We start from the raw sequence: 14,877 nt of genomic DNA, 5'->3' as shown, positions 1-14,877 counted from the left end.
GCGCCGGGGTGTGGATTGCGCAGTACGCGCGTCTGCCCCCGGCGTTTGTCGTGAGACGAACGCAATATTCAGGAGACAGTGGAGATGGACGACGTATTGGTGCAACGCCAGGGCGCGGTACAGGTGCTGACCTTCAACCGTGCACACAAGAAGAACGCGATCACTGCCGGGATGTATCAGGCGCTGGCCGACGCGCTCGGCGAGGCGGAAGCCGACCCGACCGTTCGCGTCATCTTGATTCAGGGGCATCCGGAAGCGTTTTCGGCCGGTAACGACCTCGAAGACTTTCTGAAAAACCCGCCGAAGGACGACGACGCGCCGGTGTTCCAGTTCCTGCATCGGATCAGTCAGGCGACCAAGCCGATCGTGGCTGCGGTTGCGGGCAATGCCGTGGGCGTGGGCACGACGATGTTGCTGCACTGCGACGTGGTGTATGCCGCAGAGACGGCACGCTTCTCGCTGCCGTTCTCGCAACTGGCGCTGTGCCCGGAAGCCGCATCGAGCTTGCTGCTGCCGCGCGTGGCCGGGTATCACCGTGCCGCGGAGAAGCTGCTGTTTGGCGAGCCGTTTGACGTCAATGAGGCCGTGGCGATGGGGTTCGTGAACCGGATCCTGCCCGCCGCCGAGCTCGCGGACTATGCCGCTAAGCGTGCGGCGCAACTGGCCGCCATGCCTGCCGGGTCACTGCGCGTGACCAAGCAACTGATGAAGGGCGACAGCGCGCGTGAGGTGCAGGAGCGCATTCGCGACGAGGCGCTGGAGTTCGGCAAGCGCCTGCTCTCGCCCGAGGCGCGCGAGGCGTTCACTGCGTTCTTCGAGAAGCGTAAGCCGGACTTCAGCCAGTTCTCGTAATTCACGGGCTGCGCTGACAAAAAAGGCTGGCCGCCATTGGGCGCCAGCCTTTTTTGCGTTTTCTACGTTTTGCGCTGCCGTTCAGCCCAGCGTTCCTAGCTTGGGCAACTGACGGGGACGGCGGTCCTCATCGGTCGCCACGTAGGTGACCATGGCCTCGGTCACTTTCACGATCTCGTGCGACAGGCGCATGCGCTGGGCATAAGCCTCGACGTAGACGGTGATCGACGTGTTGCCGGTCTTGACGATCTTGGCGTAGAAACTGAGCAGATCACCGACGAAGACAGGTTGTTTGAACAGGAACGAGTTGACGGCGATGGTCGCCACGCGGCCGTTGGCGCGTTGTGCTGCGGGAATCGAGCCGGCGATATCGACCTGCGACATGATCCAGCCGCCGAACACGTCGCCATGGGCGTTGGCGTCGGCGGGCATCGGCATCACGCGCAACGCCAGTTCTTTTTCTTCGGGCAGCGCCGTGAGGGCAGGGGTCGGGGTACTCATGGGGTTCCTTGCGTGAGCCATCAAGCGGGGGAAAACTCGGGAGAGCACCGCCGGGCGGTGGCCTCCGAGGGGCACCCATGGTGGGGATGCCCGCCCGGCGCTGGCTCAGCATGAGACGCCGGGTTCTGCGAAAATACGCCATTGACGATTCTAGCGGAAAGCCCCCCACCGGACCTGTCGCCCGGGCAGGACCCCGCCCCCACAGCATCATGAGACGTTTCACTCCGGCCGAGCCTGCGCCGGCGGCGGCTAATGCCCCGAATGCCAAGAACACGCCGAAACCGCCGCGCAACGACTGGCAAGTGCTCAAGTCGCTGCTGCCCTATCTGCTCGAATTCCGTGGGCGGGTGACGCTCGCGCTGTCGTGCCTGATTCTCGCCAAGGTCGCCAACCTCGGCGTGCCGATCCTGATGAAACACATCGTCGATGCGCTCGGCCCGGTGGCCGCGCTCTCGGCAACGGCGCGCGCGACGGCCGACCCAAGCCTGATCGTCGTGGGTGGGTTGGGTATGTTGGTGATCGCGTACGGGGTGGTGCGCCTGTCGACGTCGCTCTTCACCGAACTGCGGGAAATGCTGTTCTCGAAGGTGACGGAGAGCGCCGTGCGGCAAATCGCGCTGCGCGTGTTCCGCCACCTGCATGCGCTGTCGCTGCGCTTTCATCTGGAGCGTCAGACGGGCGGGATGAGCCGCGACATCGAGCGTGGCACGCGCGGCATCCAGTCGATGATTTCGTACTCGCTGTACAGCATCCTGCCGACGCTCATCGAAGTGACGCTCGTGCTCGGCTTCTTCGTTGTGCGATACGACGCGTTCTACGCACTGGTCACGCTCGGTGCGCTCGTGTTCTACATCGCTTTCACGGTGAAGGTGACCGAGTGGCGCACGCACTTCCGCCGCACGATGAACGAGCTCGATTCGAAGGCCAACGCGCGTGCCATCGACTCGCTCATCAACTACGAGACGGTGAAGTACTTCGGCAACGAGGCGTTCGAGACGGAGCGCTACGACGAGAACCTGAAGCGCTATCGTGCGGCTGCCATCCGCTCGCAGAATTCGCTCTCGGTGCTGAACTTCGGGCAGCAGGTGATTATCGCCACGGGGCTGATTCTGATTCTGTGGCACGCCACGCAAGGCGTGATGAGCGGCAAGATGACGCTGGGCGATCTGGTGCTGGTCAACACGTTCATGTTGCAGCTCTATATTCCGCTGAACTTCCTCGGTGTGATCTATCGCGAACTCAAGCAAGCGATGACGGACATGGACCGCATGTTCACGCTGCTCGACGTCAATCGCGAAGTGGCCGATCCGCCCGGTGCGCCCGCCTTGGTGTGCAGCGGTGGCACGGTGCGCTTCGAGCACGTGAATTTCGGCTACGAGGCGACGCGTCAGATTCTGCACGACGTGGATTTCACCATTGCGGCGGGCACGACGACGGCAGTCGTGGGCCATAGCGGTTCAGGCAAATCGACGCTCTCGCGTCTGTTGTTCCGCTTCTACGATGTGGGTTTTCCGGGCGCGTCGGCCGGGCGCATCACCATCGACGGGCAGGATATCCGCGATGTGACGCAAGACTCGCTGCGCGCGGCGATCGGCATCGTGCCGCAGGACACGGTGCTGTTCAACGACACGATCTACTACAACATCGCCTACGGGAATCCGTCGGCATCGCGCGAGCAGGTCATTGCGGCGGCGCGCGCGGCCCATATTCACGACTTCATCGAAAGCCTGCCTGCGGGCTATGAATCGATGGTGGGCGAGCGTGGGCTGAAGCTCTCGGGCGGCGAAAAGCAGCGGGTAGCGATCGCGCGCACGATTCTGAAGAATCCGCACATTCTGATTTTCGACGAGGCGACCTCGGCGCTGGATTCGCGCTCGGAGCAGGCGATTCAGACGGAACTGCGCAATATCGCCCGGGAGCGCACCACGCTCGTGATTGCGCACCGGCTCTCGACGGTCGTGCACGCGGCGCAGATCATCGTGCTCGACAAGGGCCGTATCGTCGAGCGCGGCACGCACGACGAATTGCTGCGCGCCGAAGGACTCTACGCCCAGATGTGGGCGCTGCAACAACAGCGTCGTGGCGGCGAGGGGGATGCCGAGGCGTCCCATTTTGCGACCGTAGTCTCCTGAGCCCGGGGGCTCCGCATGGAAATCAAATGGCTCGAAGACTTCGTGTCGCTCGCCAAGACGCACAGTTTCAGCCGCTCGGCCGAGTTGCGTCATGTGACGCAACCGGCCTTCTCGCGCCGCATTCAGGCACTCGAAGCATGGCTCGGCAGTGAACTGATCGACCGCTCGAGCTATCCGACGCGGCTCACGCCCGCCGGTGAGGTTTTCTACGAGCAGGCGCTGGCGTTGCTCTCGCAAGCGCAAGAAGCCCGCGCGCTGCTGCGCGAGCAACGCTCTGCCGATCACTCGGTCCTCGACTTCGCCGTGCCGCACACGCTGTCGATGACGTTCTTCCCGCGCTGGCTCAAGACGCTGGAAAAGCGGCTGGGCTTGTTGCGCAGCCGCCTGCGCGCACTCAACGTGCACGATGCGGCCATGTCGCTGACCGATGGCGGCTGCGACTTGCTCATGTGCTACTACCATCCCAGCCAGCCCTTACAACTCGACGTGGCGCGCTACGAGATGGTCGTCCTGGGCAGCGAACGGTTCAGCCCCTACAGCGCCCCCACGCCGCAAAAGCGCGCGCGCTTTAAGCTGCCGGGCACGGCCGAAGCGCCGGTGCCGTATCTGGCCTACACGTCCAACGCTTATCTCGGGCGCATGGCCGACCTGCTGGTGGGCGATACCACTAGCCCGCCGCATCTCGACAAGGTCTACGAGACCGACATGGCCGAGGCGCTCAAGGCGATGGTGCTGGCCGGTCACGGCGTGGCGTTCCTGCCGGAGAGCGCCGTGGTCGACTCCGTCGCACGCGAGGAACTGATCGACCTCGCCCCGCCGGGCAAAACCGCCGCGCCATGGCATCTGGACATGGAAATCCGGCTTTACCGCGACCGCTTGGCCTACGCCGACGCGAGCAACCGGCGCGAGAAGACCAAACGCGAAGCCGTCGAGGCGTTCTGGCAGGCGGTGCGCGATCAAGTTAAGGCGTGAAAGTGGGGGAAAGGGAGGGCAGGGCGGCAGGCGAGAATGCGCGGAACTAACTATGCACGAAATGCATAGTTGCATGTTTATTCGGCATTGGATTGTTCTTTGCGGGTCTAGGTAAAGTGCGTGCCATTCGTGTCGCAAGCACGGTGTGTGCGTGCGGCGCCGATTGAAGCCGGAGAATCCAAAGATGTCGCAACCGTCACAGCATGCCTTGCCTTCCTACCTTCAGGCCGACGATCTCGGCCCCTGGGGTAACTATCTTCAACAGGTCGATCGCGTCACGCCCTATCTGGGCGGCCTCTCGCGTTGGGTCGAAACCCTCAAGCGCCCGAAGCGCATCCTGATCGTCGACTGCCCGATCGAACTCGATAACGGCACCATCGCCCACTTCGAGGGCTATCGTGTCCAGCACAACACCTCGCGCGGCCCGGGCAAGGGCGGTGTGCGCTTCCACCAAGACGTTACGCTCTCCGAAGTCATGGCCCTGTCGGCCTGGATGTCGGTCAAGAACGCCGCTGTGAACGTGCCGTACGGCGGTGCCAAGGGCGGTATCCGCGTCGACCCGCGCAAGCTCTCGCGCGGCGAACTCGAGCGCCTGACGCGCCGTTACACCAGCGAAATCAACATCATCATCGGGCCGACGAAGGACATTCCGGCACCGGACGTCAACACCAATGAGCAGATCATGGCGTGGATGATGGACACGTACTCGATGAACGAAGGCTCCACGGCCACGGGCGTCGTGACCGGCAAGCCGATCTCGCTGGGTGGTTCGCTGGGCCGTCGCGAAGCGACCGGCCGCGGAGTGTTCGTGGTGAGCTGCGAAGCGGCCCGCCGTCTGGGCATGGACGTGCGCGGTGCGCGCGTGATCGTGCAGGGCTTCGGTAACGTGGGCGGCATTGCTGCGCGCCTGTTCGCAGAAGCCGGCGCACATGTCATCGGCGTGCAAGATCACACCGGTACGATCTACAAGTCGGACGGCCTCGATGTGCCGAACCTGCTCAAGCACGTGGCCGAGACCGGCGGCGTGGGCGGCTTCCCGGCAGCCGAAGCCATCAAGGACGACGAATTCTGGTCGCTCGACTGCGAATTCCTGATCCCGGCTGCACTGGAAAACCAGATCACCGAGAAGAACGCCGACAAGATTCGCGCGAAAGTCGTGGTCGAAGGCGCCAACGGCCCGACGACGACGGCTGCGGACGACATTCTGCGTGCCAAGAACATCCTCGTGGTGCCCGACGTGGTGGCCAACGCCGGTGGCGTGACCGTCTCGTACTTCGAATGGGTGCAAGACTTCTCGAGCTTCTTCTGGACCGAGGAAGAGATTAACCACCGCCTGGAGCGCATCATGCGCGAAGCGTTCGACGGCGTGTGGCACGTGTCGCAGGAACATGGCGTATCGTTGCGTACGGCGGCATTCATCGTGGCATGTAGCCGTATCCTGCAAGCGCGTGAGATGCGCGGCCTGTACCCCTGATCTGGCGGTGCTTGCGCTCTAAGTAGTAATACGCACTATTGCGTAAAAAACGAATGTTCGGGGCGAAATGCGTCAAAAAAGACGTACGTTCCGAACATTCGAGAATAAAAAAACGGGCAATTGCAGTGCTAAAATGCATTCGTTTTGTGCCAAGGAGACCAAGGAATGACCCTCTCGAAAATTGCATTGGCGGTGTGTTGTGTGGGCCTGATGGCAGGTGCTGCACAAGCGCAGGAAAGCGGTACGCTCAAGAAGATCAAGGACACCGGCGTTATTTCGCTGGGTAACCGGGAGTCGTCGATCCCGTTCTCGTTCTATGACAACAACCACAATGTCGTTGGCTACGCGAACGATGTCGCGATGGCTATCGTCGCTGAAGTCAAGAAAGAACTGAAGCTTACGAAGCTCGACGTGAAGCAAACCCCGATCACGTCGCAGAACCGTATTCCGCTGGTGCAAAACGGCACGATCGATATCGAGTGCGGTTCGACCACCAACAACGCCGATCGCCAAAAGCAAGCCGCGTTCTCGAACACGTTCTTCATCATCGGCACGCGTTTGCTGACCAAGAACAGCTCGGGCGTGAAGGATTTCGACGATCTGAAGGGCAAGAACGTCGTGACCACGGCTGGCACGACCTCTGAGCGTCTGCTGCGTCAGATGGATCAGGACAAGAAGATGGGCATGAACATCATCAGCGCGAAGGACCACGGCGAAGCGGCGATCACGCTGCATCAAGGCCGTGCCGTCGCCTTCATGATGGACGACGCCCTGCTCGCCGGTGAGCGCGCCAAGTTCAAGGATGCCAAGGACTACAGCATCGTCGGCAAGCCGCAATCGTACGAAGCCTACGGCTGCATGATGCGCAAGGACGACCCGCAATTCAAGAAGGTGGTGGACACGGCTGTGGCCAACTACCAGAAGTCGGGCCAGGCGTTCACGGACTACAAGAAGTGGTTCCAGTCGCCGATCCCCGCGTTGAACGGCACGAACATGGACTTCCCGCCGTCGGCTGAAATGGCCGCTCTGTGGAAGGCGCCGAACGACAGCGCTGACGTGACGCCGGCCAAGTAAGCCTCATTGGCTTGCAGCAACGCTGAGCATGATCAGTAAGTAATGCCGAAGCGGAAGGAGTCAATCCTTCCGCTTCTTTTTAAGCAAGACAAGTAGAAAAGGGGAGATCATGGCTCTCGGTCTCGATTTCAGTTTTTTCTTCCAGCCGGTAGCCACCGGTGAGAACACCACCTATTTCGGGTGGCTGCTCTCAGGCTTCAAGCTCACGCTAGAAGTCGGCCTTGGCGGCTGGATCATTGCGTTGGCCGTCGGCTCCGTGCTCGGCGTGATGCGCACCGTTCCCAATAAGTGGATCTCGGGCTTCGCGGCGGGGTACGTCGAGCTGTTCCGAAACATCCCGTTGCTGGTGCAGTTGTTCTTCTGGTACTACGTGGCGCCCGACTTCTTGCCTGAAGCGGTCCGTCAATGGCTGTTCTCGCTCAATCCGGCCAGCGTCTCGCTGCTCACCGGTGTGGTTGGCCTGGGCCTCTTTACGGCTGCCCGGGTGTGTGAGCAAGTCCGTTCCGGTATCAATTCACTGCCTAAAGGTCAGAAGAACGCCGGTCTGGCCATGGGGCTCACGCTGCCGCAGACGTACCGCTTCGTGCTGCTGCCGGTGGCTTTCCGCGTGGTGATCCCGCCGATTACCTCGGAATTCGTCAACATCTTCAAGAACTCGGCCGTGATCTCGACAGTGAACCTGCTCGAGCTGACCGGTCAGGGCAAGCAACTGATCGACTACACGGCCCATAGCTACGAGTCGTTCATCGCCGTGACGGTTGCCTACATGCTCATCAACATCGTCGTGCTCACGTTCATGCGTTGGCTCGAATCGAAGACCCGCCTGCCGGGCTACATCGGGGGCAAATAATGGGTGAGATCTTCGCTTGGGGCGGCGTGGTTGACGCGTGGCCGCTGTTGGTCAAGGGCATGGTCACCACGTTGCAGATCACGGCGCTCGCCGTGATCGTGGGCATCGTGTGGGGCACGTTGCTCGCGATGATGCGCCTGTCGGGCGTGGCGCCGTTGAAGTGGTTCGCGGATCTGTACGTGAACGTGTTCCGCTCGATTCCGCTGCTGATGGTGCTGCTGTGGTTCTTCCTGATCGTGCCGCAGGTGCTGCGTTCGTTGCTCGACGTACCGCCGACGTGGGACATCCGGATGGTCTCGGCGCTCGTGGCCTTCTCGCTGTTTGAAGCAGCGTATTATTCGGAAATCATTCGCGCCGGTATTCAGAGCGTGTCGCGCGGCCAGATGTCGGCCGCGTTTGCGCTCGGTATGTCGTACTGGCAGGCAATGGGTCTTGTGGTGCTGCCGCAAGCCTTCCGCAACATGGTGCCGTTGTTGCTCACGCAGGGCATCATCTTGTTCCAGGATACGTCGCTCGTGTACGCGATCGCCCTGTCCGACTTCTTCGGGATGTCGTATCAGGTGGGTCAGCGCGACGGCACTTTGCCCGCAATGATTGTGTTTGCCGGCGCGGTCTACTTTGTGATCTGCGTCTCGGTTTCGATGTTGGTTAAACGTCTTCAAAAGAGGTTGGCGAAATGATTTCCCTCAAAAACGTCTCCAAGTGGTACGGCCAGTTCCAGGTGCTCACGGACTGTTCCACTGAAGTCAAGAAGGGTGAAGTCGTGGTGGTGTGCGGCCCGTCGGGTTCGGGCAAGTCCACGCTCATCAAGACCGTCAACGGTCTGGAGCCGATCCAGCAAGGCGAGATCATCGTCGACGGCACCTCGGTCGCAGACCCGAAGACGAACCTGGCCAAGCTCCGCTCGCGCGTGGGCATGGTGTTCCAGCACTTCGAACTGTTCCCGCATCTGTCGATTACCGAAAACCTGACGCTCGCGCAGGTCAAGGTGCTCGGCCGCCGCAAGGACGAAGCCACCGACAAGGGTCTGAAGCTGCTTGAGCGTGTGGGCCTGAAGGCACACGCGCACAAGTTCCCGGGCCAACTGTCGGGCGGTCAGCAGCAGCGTGTCGCGATTGCCCGTGCCCTGTGCATGGACCCGATCGCCATGCTGTTCGATGAGCCGACCTCGGCACTCGATCCGGAAATGATTAACGAAGTGCTCGACGTGATGGTCGAACTGGCGCATGAAGGCATGACCATGATGGTGGTCACGCACGAAATGGGCTTCGCCAAGAAGGTCGCCAACCGCGTGATCTTCATGGATCAGGGCCTGATCGTCGAAGACGACAAGAAGGAAGAGTTCTTCGAAAACCCGAAGTCGGATCGCGCCAAGGACTTCCTGGCCAAGATCCTGCACTGATCGGACGCGGCACGTCTAGCGACGTATTGCGACGTGCCGCGGCGTTGGTTGAGGAAAGAAAAAAGCGTGCCTTCGGGCACGCTTTTTTTATGGGCGGTTCGGCCACCTGAGTCGCCGACGGCCTTACTGGCAGGCCGTGTTCTGCTCGTTGCGCAGGCGCACGGCTTCCGGAATCGGCACCACGGCACGCTTCGTCGGTGCACCGTTCTCGAAGAGGATCAGTTCGCCCGGCTCGAAGGTCGTCCAGACTTCGTTGTCGGTCAGCGGCACGGTGGCGATGACCGCCACGCGGTCGGCCGGCGTCGTGAACTTGGCGAAGTCGATTTCCCAGTCGGCGTCGATCAGGTGCGCCTTCGCGAACGGCCACTGGCGGGCGATGAAGTGCAGGCGCGTCGAGCAGTGAGCGATGAGCGCTTGCCCGTTCGAGAGCACGAAGTTGAAGACGCCGTGGCGCGTGATCGTGCGCGTGATGTCTTCTACGGCGTGGAACAGCTCGTCGAGCGGCGGCTGCGAGCCGGGGAAGCGCTTGCGCAGGCCCTGCATGATGTCGCAGAACGCCCGCTCGCTGTCGGTCGTACCGACCGGTTGGTAGACGCCGGAGAGGAACGGGTCGTAGTCGTGCAGGTCGCCGTTGTGCGCGAAGATCCAGTGACGTCCCCACAGCTCGCGCTGGAACGGGTGGCAGTTTTCGAGTTCAACGATGCCTTGCGTCGCTTTGCGGATATGCGCGATGACGTTTTTCGACTTGATCGGGTATTTTTTGACCAGTTCGGCGATCGGCGAATTGGCCGCCGCCTGATGGTCGATGAAGAGACGGCAGGCTTTGTCTTCGAAGAAGGCGATACCCCACCCGTCGGCATGATGGTCCGTGCCGCCCCCGCGCGCTGCAAAACCGGTAAATGAGAACGTGATGTCGGTCGGTTCCGCGCAATTCATTCCAAGCAGTTGGCACATGGGACGGGTAAATCTCGGATTGGCAGCTCGCGTCGTGTCTGTGCGCTGCTGCCGTTACAATATGGGGTTGCACAAGCATAGCACCGGCCCCTGTGCACGTACATTCCCGCCCTAAAAGTTCGTCGCGCCGACGCCTCACCCGCCGGCACGGCTCAGCAGCCCCGGATACGATCATGACCACCGAACTGACTATCACCCGTCCCGATGACTGGCACCTGCACGTGCGCGATGGCGCCGTGCTCAAGAGCGTGCTGCCCGACAGCGCCCGCCAGTTCGGCCGCGCGATCATCATGCCGAACCTCAAGCCGCCGGTTACCACGACCGAACACGCGGCGGCCTACCGCGAGCGCATTCTCGCGGCCCGCCCGGCAGGCAACACGTTCGAGCCGCTCATGACGTTGTATCTGACCGACAACACGCCGGGCGACGAGATCCGCCGCGCCAAGGCGTCGGGCTTCGTGCACGGCGTGAAGCTGTATCCGGCAGGCGCGACGACCAACTCGGACGCCGGCGTGACCGACCTGGCCAAGTGCCGCGGCGCGCTCGAAGCCATGCAGGAAGTCGGTATGCCGCTGCTCGTGCACGGTGAAGTGACGAGCGCCGACATCGATATCTTCGATCGCGAAAAGGTGTTCATCGACAAAGTGATGATCCCGCTGCGCCGCGATTTCCCGGGCCTCAAGGTGGTGTTCGAGCACATCACGACGAAGGACGCCGCCGAATACGTCGCGCAAGCCGAAGGCCCGATCGGCGCCACCATCACCGCCCATCACCTGCTGTACAACCGCAACGCGATCTTCACCGGCGGTATCCGCCCGCACTACTACTGCCTGCCGGTGCTCAAGCGTGAAGTCCACCGGGAAGCGCTGGTGAAGGCCGCCACGTCGGGCAGCACGCGCTTCTTCCTCGGCACCGACAGCGCCCCGCATGCCCGCGGCGCCAAGGAAATGGCCTGCGGCTGCGCCGGTTGCTACACGGCGCTGCACGCCGTGGAGTTGTACGCGGAAGCGTTTGACAACGCGGGTGCGCTGGACAAGCTCGAAGGCTTCGCCAGCTTCCACGGCCCGGACTTCTACGAACTGCCGCGCAACGCCGATAAGATCACGCTGGTGCGCGAAGACTGGGAGCTGCCCGCCGAACTGCCGATGGGAGATGCCACCGTCGTGCCGCTGCGCGGCGGCGAAGTGATCGGCTGGAAGCTCAAGGACTGAGGTGGGGCGTTGTCCGTGTCGCGCACGTTGCCCGTGTTGCCTGTGCCGCCCGTCTTATCCGCGTCGGTCGGTCAGTACACGGCGGATTCGCTGCCCGATATTGACTGGCCGCAGCCGTGGTTCGCTACGGTAAGGGCGCACGGGCAGGGCGCGCTCGCTAGCGGCGACTGGCGCGCAGCGCTGTCCTCGCGGGCGAGCGCGGCCGCTCAGGTCAGCGGGCACGGCGAGCCGCTGTGCTTCGTCGACCAAGCGGATTTGCCCGAGGGGACGGCTTACGAGGCGTTCATCGCCGCGACCGGTGGCGTGCCGACTCGGCCCAATCTGCACGACTTCTTCAATGGGCTGATCTGGCTGACCTACCCGTGCAGCAAGGCGGCGCTCAACGCCCGCCAGGCCGCCGCCATCGCCACAGATGGCGTGCAGGCCACCCGTGGGGCGACCCGCGATGCGGCAACCCTGTTCGACGAAAACGCGGTCATCTTTGCCTGTAGCGACCCGGCGTTGAGCGCCGCTCTGCGTGGCTTCGACTGGCAAACGCTGTTCGTCATGCGCCGCGCCGATTGGGGCCGTGCCTGCGAGGTGCAGCCATTCGGGCACGCCTTGCTGGAAAAGCTGGTCACGCCCTACAAGGCGATCACGGCGCACGCATGGATTGTCGATGTGCCGGGCGATTACTTCGATCTGACCCTCGCTGAACGCCTCGAATGGCTCGACGCCCAGTTGGCACCGGGGCTGGTGAGCATTCCTTTCACGCCGCGCGAATTCGCGCCGCTGCCTGTGCTCGGCATTCCGGGCTGGTCACCGGCGAACGGCGATCCGGACTATTACCTCGACACTTCGGTGTTTCGCCCGGGGCGTCGGGCCGACCTGCCCGGCGGTAAGCTGTCAGGGCGCTAATCCGGGGTGATCGGGCGTGGGCCGGGCGTGCGCGTGATACACTTCGGCCCGCAGAGTCGGCCAGACAATCGCCGCCTTCATTTGAAGGGGGAGGAAAGTCCGGACTCCATAGGGCAGGGTGATGGCTAACGGCCATCCGTCGTGAGACGCGGAACAGGGCAACAGAGAACAGACCGCCGATGGCCCCTGGCGAAAGCCAGGCGGATCAGGTAAGGGTGAAACGGTGCGGTAAGAGCGCACCGCGGCGTGCGGCAACGCACACGGCACGGTAACCTCCACCCGGAGCAATTCCAAATAGGCAGGTGAGCGGCATGCGCCTCGTGCGTGTGCCGGCAACGGGGCCCCCGGGAGCCTGCGGGTAGGAAGCTTGAGCGGCGTAGTGATGCGTCGCCTAGAGGAATGGTTGTCAGGCGCGGCGCGAGTCGCGTTCACAGAATCCGGCTTATCGGCCGTCTCTGCATCGATACAAAAGCGAAAGGCTCCCGAGAGGGAGCCTTTTGTCTTTCTGCGCTATTGCGACGTCGGCGGCTTCTCGGCGAGGCAGAGTCCGCGCTCGCCGCCAGTCCACCATGCGCCTTAGCCTTCGACGATTTCCACGCTGTGCGTCAGCTCGGCGGTCTTGGCGAGCATGATCGACGCGGAGCAGTACTTGTCGTGCGAGAGCGTCACGGCGCGCTCGACGGTGGCCGGGTTCAGGTTGCGGCCCGTCACGGTGAAGTGGAAGTGAATCTTCGTGAAGACCTTGGGATCTTCGCTGGCACGTTCGGCCTTGAGCGTCACGCTGCAATCTTTGACCTCGGCGCGGCTCTTCTTGAGGATCAGCACCACGTCGTACGCCGTGCACCCGCCGGTGCCGACCAGCAGCATCTCCATCGGACGCGGCGCCTGATTGTGGCCACCTCCCTCCGGCGCTCCGTCCATCGCGACGATGTGACCGCTTCCCGTCTGCGCGATGAAGGCCATGCCATCCTGGCCCATCCAGCTAACCTTGCATTCCATATCTCGATACCCCGAATTCTCGTTCAAGCAAAAATTGTAGCGGCTTCCGCAATAGTGCGTACGATGCCGTCCGACATGCGCTGAGTGCCCCCGGAATCGCCCCGGTTGCTGCATCGCAATATTGGCGCTTTTTTGATCGCGTTTTCAGGGGGAAAAACCCTAAATTTAGGCAGAAGGCTCTAGTGGCGGACGCAGTTTGCGGCTGAAATTTTTAGTAACTTATTGAATTTAAACGAATATCATACATTTTGTGATGTCGTCGATGATTTCACATTATGGTGTTGTATTTCGCACTATAAATTTTCTTGCAACGCACAATTGTCTTTGCTAGACTTCAGTCATTGGTTGTTGTGCTTCACAGCAATTCTGCAAGTGTCTCCTCCACCCTCCTCCTTTGGTGGATTTAACCCGGACCCAATGAGGTTCGGGTTTTTTTTTGTGCGCCCGAAAAGTCCGGTTTACCTAAGTGCGTTTACCGGAAGGGTGTTTTTTCTGTATAATCAACGGCTTTTCCGGAAATGCCCACGGAAAAAGCATCAGGGAGAGCCTGCAAGCACAGGACTGCGCCATGCAACTCGCAAGGACGCGGCCGGCAGACAAGCAGGAAGTTGGTGTCTATGGGGCAAGAAGTTTTTTAATTGGATCGATCATGAAGACGTTTTCCGCTAAGCCGGCAGAGGTGACGCGCGAATGGTTTGTGATTGACGCGACGGACAAAGTCCTCGGCCGTGTCGCCAGCGAAGTGGCACGCCGTCTGCGCGGCAAGCACAAACCGGAATTCACGCCGCACGTTGACACGGGTGATTACATCATCATCGTCAATGCTGCCAAGCTGAAGGTCACGGGCGCAAAGCAAACCGATAAGAAGTACTACCGTCACACGGGTTACCCGGGCGGTATCTACGAAACCACGTTTGGCAAGATGCAAGAGCGTTTCCCGGGCCGTGCGCTCGAGAAAGCCGTGAAGGGCATGCTGCCGAAGGGTCCGCTGGGCTATGCGATGATCAAGAAGCTGAAGGTTTACGCCGACGGCAATCATCCGCACGAAGCTCAGCAACCGAAGTCGCTCGAGATCTAAGGGCCACGCCATGTTCAAAAACGATTGGAATTACGGCACCGGCCGTCGCAAGAGCGCAGTTGCTCGTGTGTTCATCAAGGCTGGCAAGGGCGACATCGTCGTCAATGGCAAGCCGATCAAAGAGTACTTCGCTCGCGAAACGTCGCTGATGATCGTTCGTCAGCCGCTCGAGTTGACCAACCACGCTGAAACGTTCGACATCAAAGTCAACGTGTCGGGCGGCGGTGAAACGGGTCAAGCCGGTGCGGTTCGTCACGGCATCACGCGTGCACTGATCGACTACGACGCGACCCTCAAGCCGTCGCTGTCGACCGCTGGTTTCGTTACCCGCGATGCTCGTGAAGTCGAACGTAAGAAGGTTGGTCTGCACAAGGCCCGCCGTCGCAAGCAATTCTCGAAGCGTTAATCGCACGAGTGTGCTTGTTGGGATCCGCCAACTTGGCAGATCCGGAGAAAGGCCGCCTCGCGCGGCCTTTTTTCT

Annotated in this window: 15 protein-coding genes and 1 other RNA gene; 13 read left to right on the top strand and 3 right to left on the bottom strand. The window is 61.6% G+C overall.

Annotated elements, in window-relative coordinates:
• Positions 1 to 84 precede the first annotated feature (84 nt).
• Complete coding sequence (locus ACPWR9_RS00645) at positions 85 to 852, top strand: enoyl-CoA hydratase (protein WP_426312308.1); 768 nt, start codon at positions 85 to 87, stop codon at positions 850 to 852.
• Positions 853 to 933: 81 nt separating this feature from the next.
• Here ACPWR9_RS00645 and ACPWR9_RS00640 read toward each other — a convergent pair whose 3' ends face one another.
• Positions 934 to 1,353, bottom strand: coding sequence for an acyl-CoA thioesterase (locus tag ACPWR9_RS00640; RefSeq protein ID WP_426312306.1), 420 nt, complete (start codon positions 1,351 to 1,353; stop codon positions 934 to 936).
• Positions 1,354 to 1,562: 209 nt separating this feature from the next.
• Here ACPWR9_RS00640 and ACPWR9_RS00635 point away from each other — a divergent pair, with 209 nt between their 5' ends.
• The 7 genes from ACPWR9_RS00635 (at position 1,563) to ACPWR9_RS00605 (ending at position 9,257) form a co-directional block, all read left to right on the top strand.
• Complete coding sequence (locus tag ACPWR9_RS00635; protein WP_426312305.1) at positions 1,563 to 3,485, top strand: ABCB family ABC transporter ATP-binding protein/permease; 1,923 nt, start codon at positions 1,563 to 1,565, stop codon at positions 3,483 to 3,485.
• A gap of 15 nt (positions 3,486 to 3,500) precedes the next feature.
• The gene (locus ACPWR9_RS00630) at positions 3,501 to 4,457 is read left to right on the top strand and encodes a LysR family transcriptional regulator (protein ID WP_426312302.1); all 957 of its coding nucleotides are present in this window, start codon (positions 3,501 to 3,503) and stop codon (positions 4,455 to 4,457) included.
• A gap of 184 nt (positions 4,458 to 4,641) precedes the next feature.
• Complete coding sequence (locus ACPWR9_RS00625) at positions 4,642 to 5,931, top strand: Glu/Leu/Phe/Val family dehydrogenase (protein WP_150680220.1); 1,290 nt, start codon at positions 4,642 to 4,644, stop codon at positions 5,929 to 5,931.
• A gap of 165 nt (positions 5,932 to 6,096) precedes the next feature.
• The gene (locus ACPWR9_RS00620; RefSeq protein ID WP_150680221.1) at positions 6,097 to 7,005 is read left to right on the top strand and encodes a glutamate/aspartate ABC transporter substrate-binding protein; all 909 of its coding nucleotides are present in this window, start codon (positions 6,097 to 6,099) and stop codon (positions 7,003 to 7,005) included.
• A 109-nt stretch (positions 7,006 to 7,114) separates the two neighbouring features.
• Positions 7,115 to 7,855 (top strand): amino acid ABC transporter permease, encoded by a 741-nt coding sequence (locus ACPWR9_RS00615; RefSeq protein ID WP_426312299.1) that lies wholly within the window; start codon positions 7,115 to 7,117, stop codon positions 7,853 to 7,855.
• Entirely contained in the window at positions 7,855 to 8,535 is a 681-nt protein-coding gene (gene gltK, locus ACPWR9_RS00610; RefSeq protein ID WP_426312296.1) for a glutamate/aspartate ABC transporter permease GltK, read from the top strand. Before ACPWR9_RS00615 ends, gltK begins: the two co-directional genes overlap by 1 nt.
• Entirely contained in the window at positions 8,532 to 9,257 is a 726-nt protein-coding gene (locus tag ACPWR9_RS00605; protein ID WP_150680224.1) for an amino acid ABC transporter ATP-binding protein, read from the top strand. Before gltK ends, ACPWR9_RS00605 begins: the two co-directional genes overlap by 4 nt.
• 123 nt (positions 9,258 to 9,380) lie before the next feature.
• On the opposite strand, the gene ACPWR9_RS00600 is transcribed toward ACPWR9_RS00605, so the two are convergent.
• Positions 9,381 to 10,211: a class II glutamine amidotransferase gene (locus tag ACPWR9_RS00600; protein WP_150680225.1), complete on the bottom strand. Its 831-nt coding sequence runs from the start codon at positions 10,209 to 10,211 to the stop codon at positions 9,381 to 9,383.
• Positions 10,212 to 10,384: 173 nt separating this feature from the next.
• Between ACPWR9_RS00600 and pyrC the strand changes: the two genes are divergently transcribed.
• From pyrC to rnpB, 3 genes are all read left to right on the top strand, one after another.
• Positions 10,385 to 11,422 carry a dihydroorotase gene (gene pyrC, locus ACPWR9_RS00595; protein WP_426312293.1) on the top strand — a complete coding sequence of 346 codons (1,038 nt, stop codon included), beginning with the start codon at positions 10,385 to 10,387 and terminating at the stop codon, positions 11,420 to 11,422.
• A 15-nt stretch (positions 11,423 to 11,437) separates the two neighbouring features.
• Positions 11,438 to 12,319, top strand: a complete 882-nt coding sequence (locus ACPWR9_RS00590) for a DUF3025 domain-containing protein (protein WP_426312291.1) — start codon at positions 11,438 to 11,440, stop codon at positions 12,317 to 12,319.
• Positions 12,320 to 12,371: 52 nt separating this feature from the next.
• Positions 12,372 to 12,780: RNase P RNA component class A (rnpB, locus tag ACPWR9_RS00585), an RNA gene on the top strand.
• Positions 12,781 to 12,895: 115 nt separating this feature from the next.
• On the opposite strand, the gene ACPWR9_RS00580 is transcribed toward rnpB, so the two are convergent.
• A complete protein-coding gene (locus ACPWR9_RS00580; RefSeq protein ID WP_150680444.1) occupies positions 12,896 to 13,318 on the bottom strand; it encodes an OsmC family protein in 423 nt (140 codons plus the stop codon).
• A 649-nt stretch (positions 13,319 to 13,967) separates the two neighbouring features.
• Here ACPWR9_RS00580 and rplM point away from each other — a divergent pair.
• On the top strand, positions 13,968 to 14,396 hold the full coding sequence (gene rplM / locus ACPWR9_RS00575) for a 50S ribosomal protein L13 (protein WP_010805091.1): 429 nt from the start codon (positions 13,968 to 13,970) through the stop codon (positions 14,394 to 14,396).
• Between the two features lie 10 nt (positions 14,397 to 14,406).
• On the top strand, positions 14,407 to 14,802 hold the full coding sequence (rpsI, locus tag ACPWR9_RS00570; RefSeq protein WP_058377436.1) for a 30S ribosomal protein S9: 396 nt from the start codon (positions 14,407 to 14,409) through the stop codon (positions 14,800 to 14,802).
• The last annotated feature ends 75 nt before the right edge of the window (positions 14,803 to 14,877 follow it).

The organism is Pandoraea pneumonica, from assembly GCF_049918595.1.
GTDB lineage: Bacteria > Pseudomonadota > Gammaproteobacteria > Burkholderiales > Burkholderiaceae > Pandoraea > Pandoraea pneumonica_A.
This window is presented reverse-complemented; position numbering and strand designations above follow the sequence as displayed.

What these genes read in the sequence shown, in the direction of transcription:
- ACPWR9_RS00645 (WP_426312308.1), top strand. Translation starts at nt 85, where the DNA reads ATGGACGACGTATTGGTGCAACGCCAGGGCGCGGTACAGGTGCTGACC.
- ACPWR9_RS00640 (WP_426312306.1), bottom strand. Translation starts at nt 1,353, where the DNA reads ATGAGTACCCCGACCCCTGCCCTCACGGCGCTGCCCGAAGAAAAAGAA.
- ACPWR9_RS00635 (WP_426312305.1), top strand. Translation starts at nt 1,563, where the DNA reads ATGAGACGTTTCACTCCGGCCGAGCCTGCGCCGGCGGCGGCTAATGCC.
- ACPWR9_RS00630 (WP_426312302.1), top strand. Translation starts at nt 3,501, where the DNA reads ATGGAAATCAAATGGCTCGAAGACTTCGTGTCGCTCGCCAAGACGCAC.
- ACPWR9_RS00625 (WP_150680220.1), top strand. Translation starts at nt 4,642, where the DNA reads ATGTCGCAACCGTCACAGCATGCCTTGCCTTCCTACCTTCAGGCCGAC.
- ACPWR9_RS00620 (WP_150680221.1), top strand. Translation starts at nt 6,097, where the DNA reads ATGACCCTCTCGAAAATTGCATTGGCGGTGTGTTGTGTGGGCCTGATG.
- ACPWR9_RS00615 (WP_426312299.1), top strand. Translation starts at nt 7,115, where the DNA reads ATGGCTCTCGGTCTCGATTTCAGTTTTTTCTTCCAGCCGGTAGCCACC.
- gltK (WP_426312296.1), top strand. Translation starts at nt 7,855, where the DNA reads ATGGGTGAGATCTTCGCTTGGGGCGGCGTGGTTGACGCGTGGCCGCTG.
- ACPWR9_RS00605 (WP_150680224.1), top strand. Translation starts at nt 8,532, where the DNA reads ATGATTTCCCTCAAAAACGTCTCCAAGTGGTACGGCCAGTTCCAGGTG.
- ACPWR9_RS00600 (WP_150680225.1), bottom strand. Translation starts at nt 10,211, where the DNA reads ATGTGCCAACTGCTTGGAATGAATTGCGCGGAACCGACCGACATCACG.
- pyrC (WP_426312293.1), top strand. Translation starts at nt 10,385, where the DNA reads ATGACCACCGAACTGACTATCACCCGTCCCGATGACTGGCACCTGCAC.
- ACPWR9_RS00580 (WP_150680444.1), bottom strand. Translation starts at nt 13,318, where the DNA reads ATGGAATGCAAGGTTAGCTGGATGGGCCAGGATGGCATGGCCTTCATC.
- rplM (WP_010805091.1), top strand. Translation starts at nt 13,968, where the DNA reads ATGAAGACGTTTTCCGCTAAGCCGGCAGAGGTGACGCGCGAATGGTTT.
- rpsI (WP_058377436.1), top strand. Translation starts at nt 14,407, where the DNA reads ATGTTCAAAAACGATTGGAATTACGGCACCGGCCGTCGCAAGAGCGCA.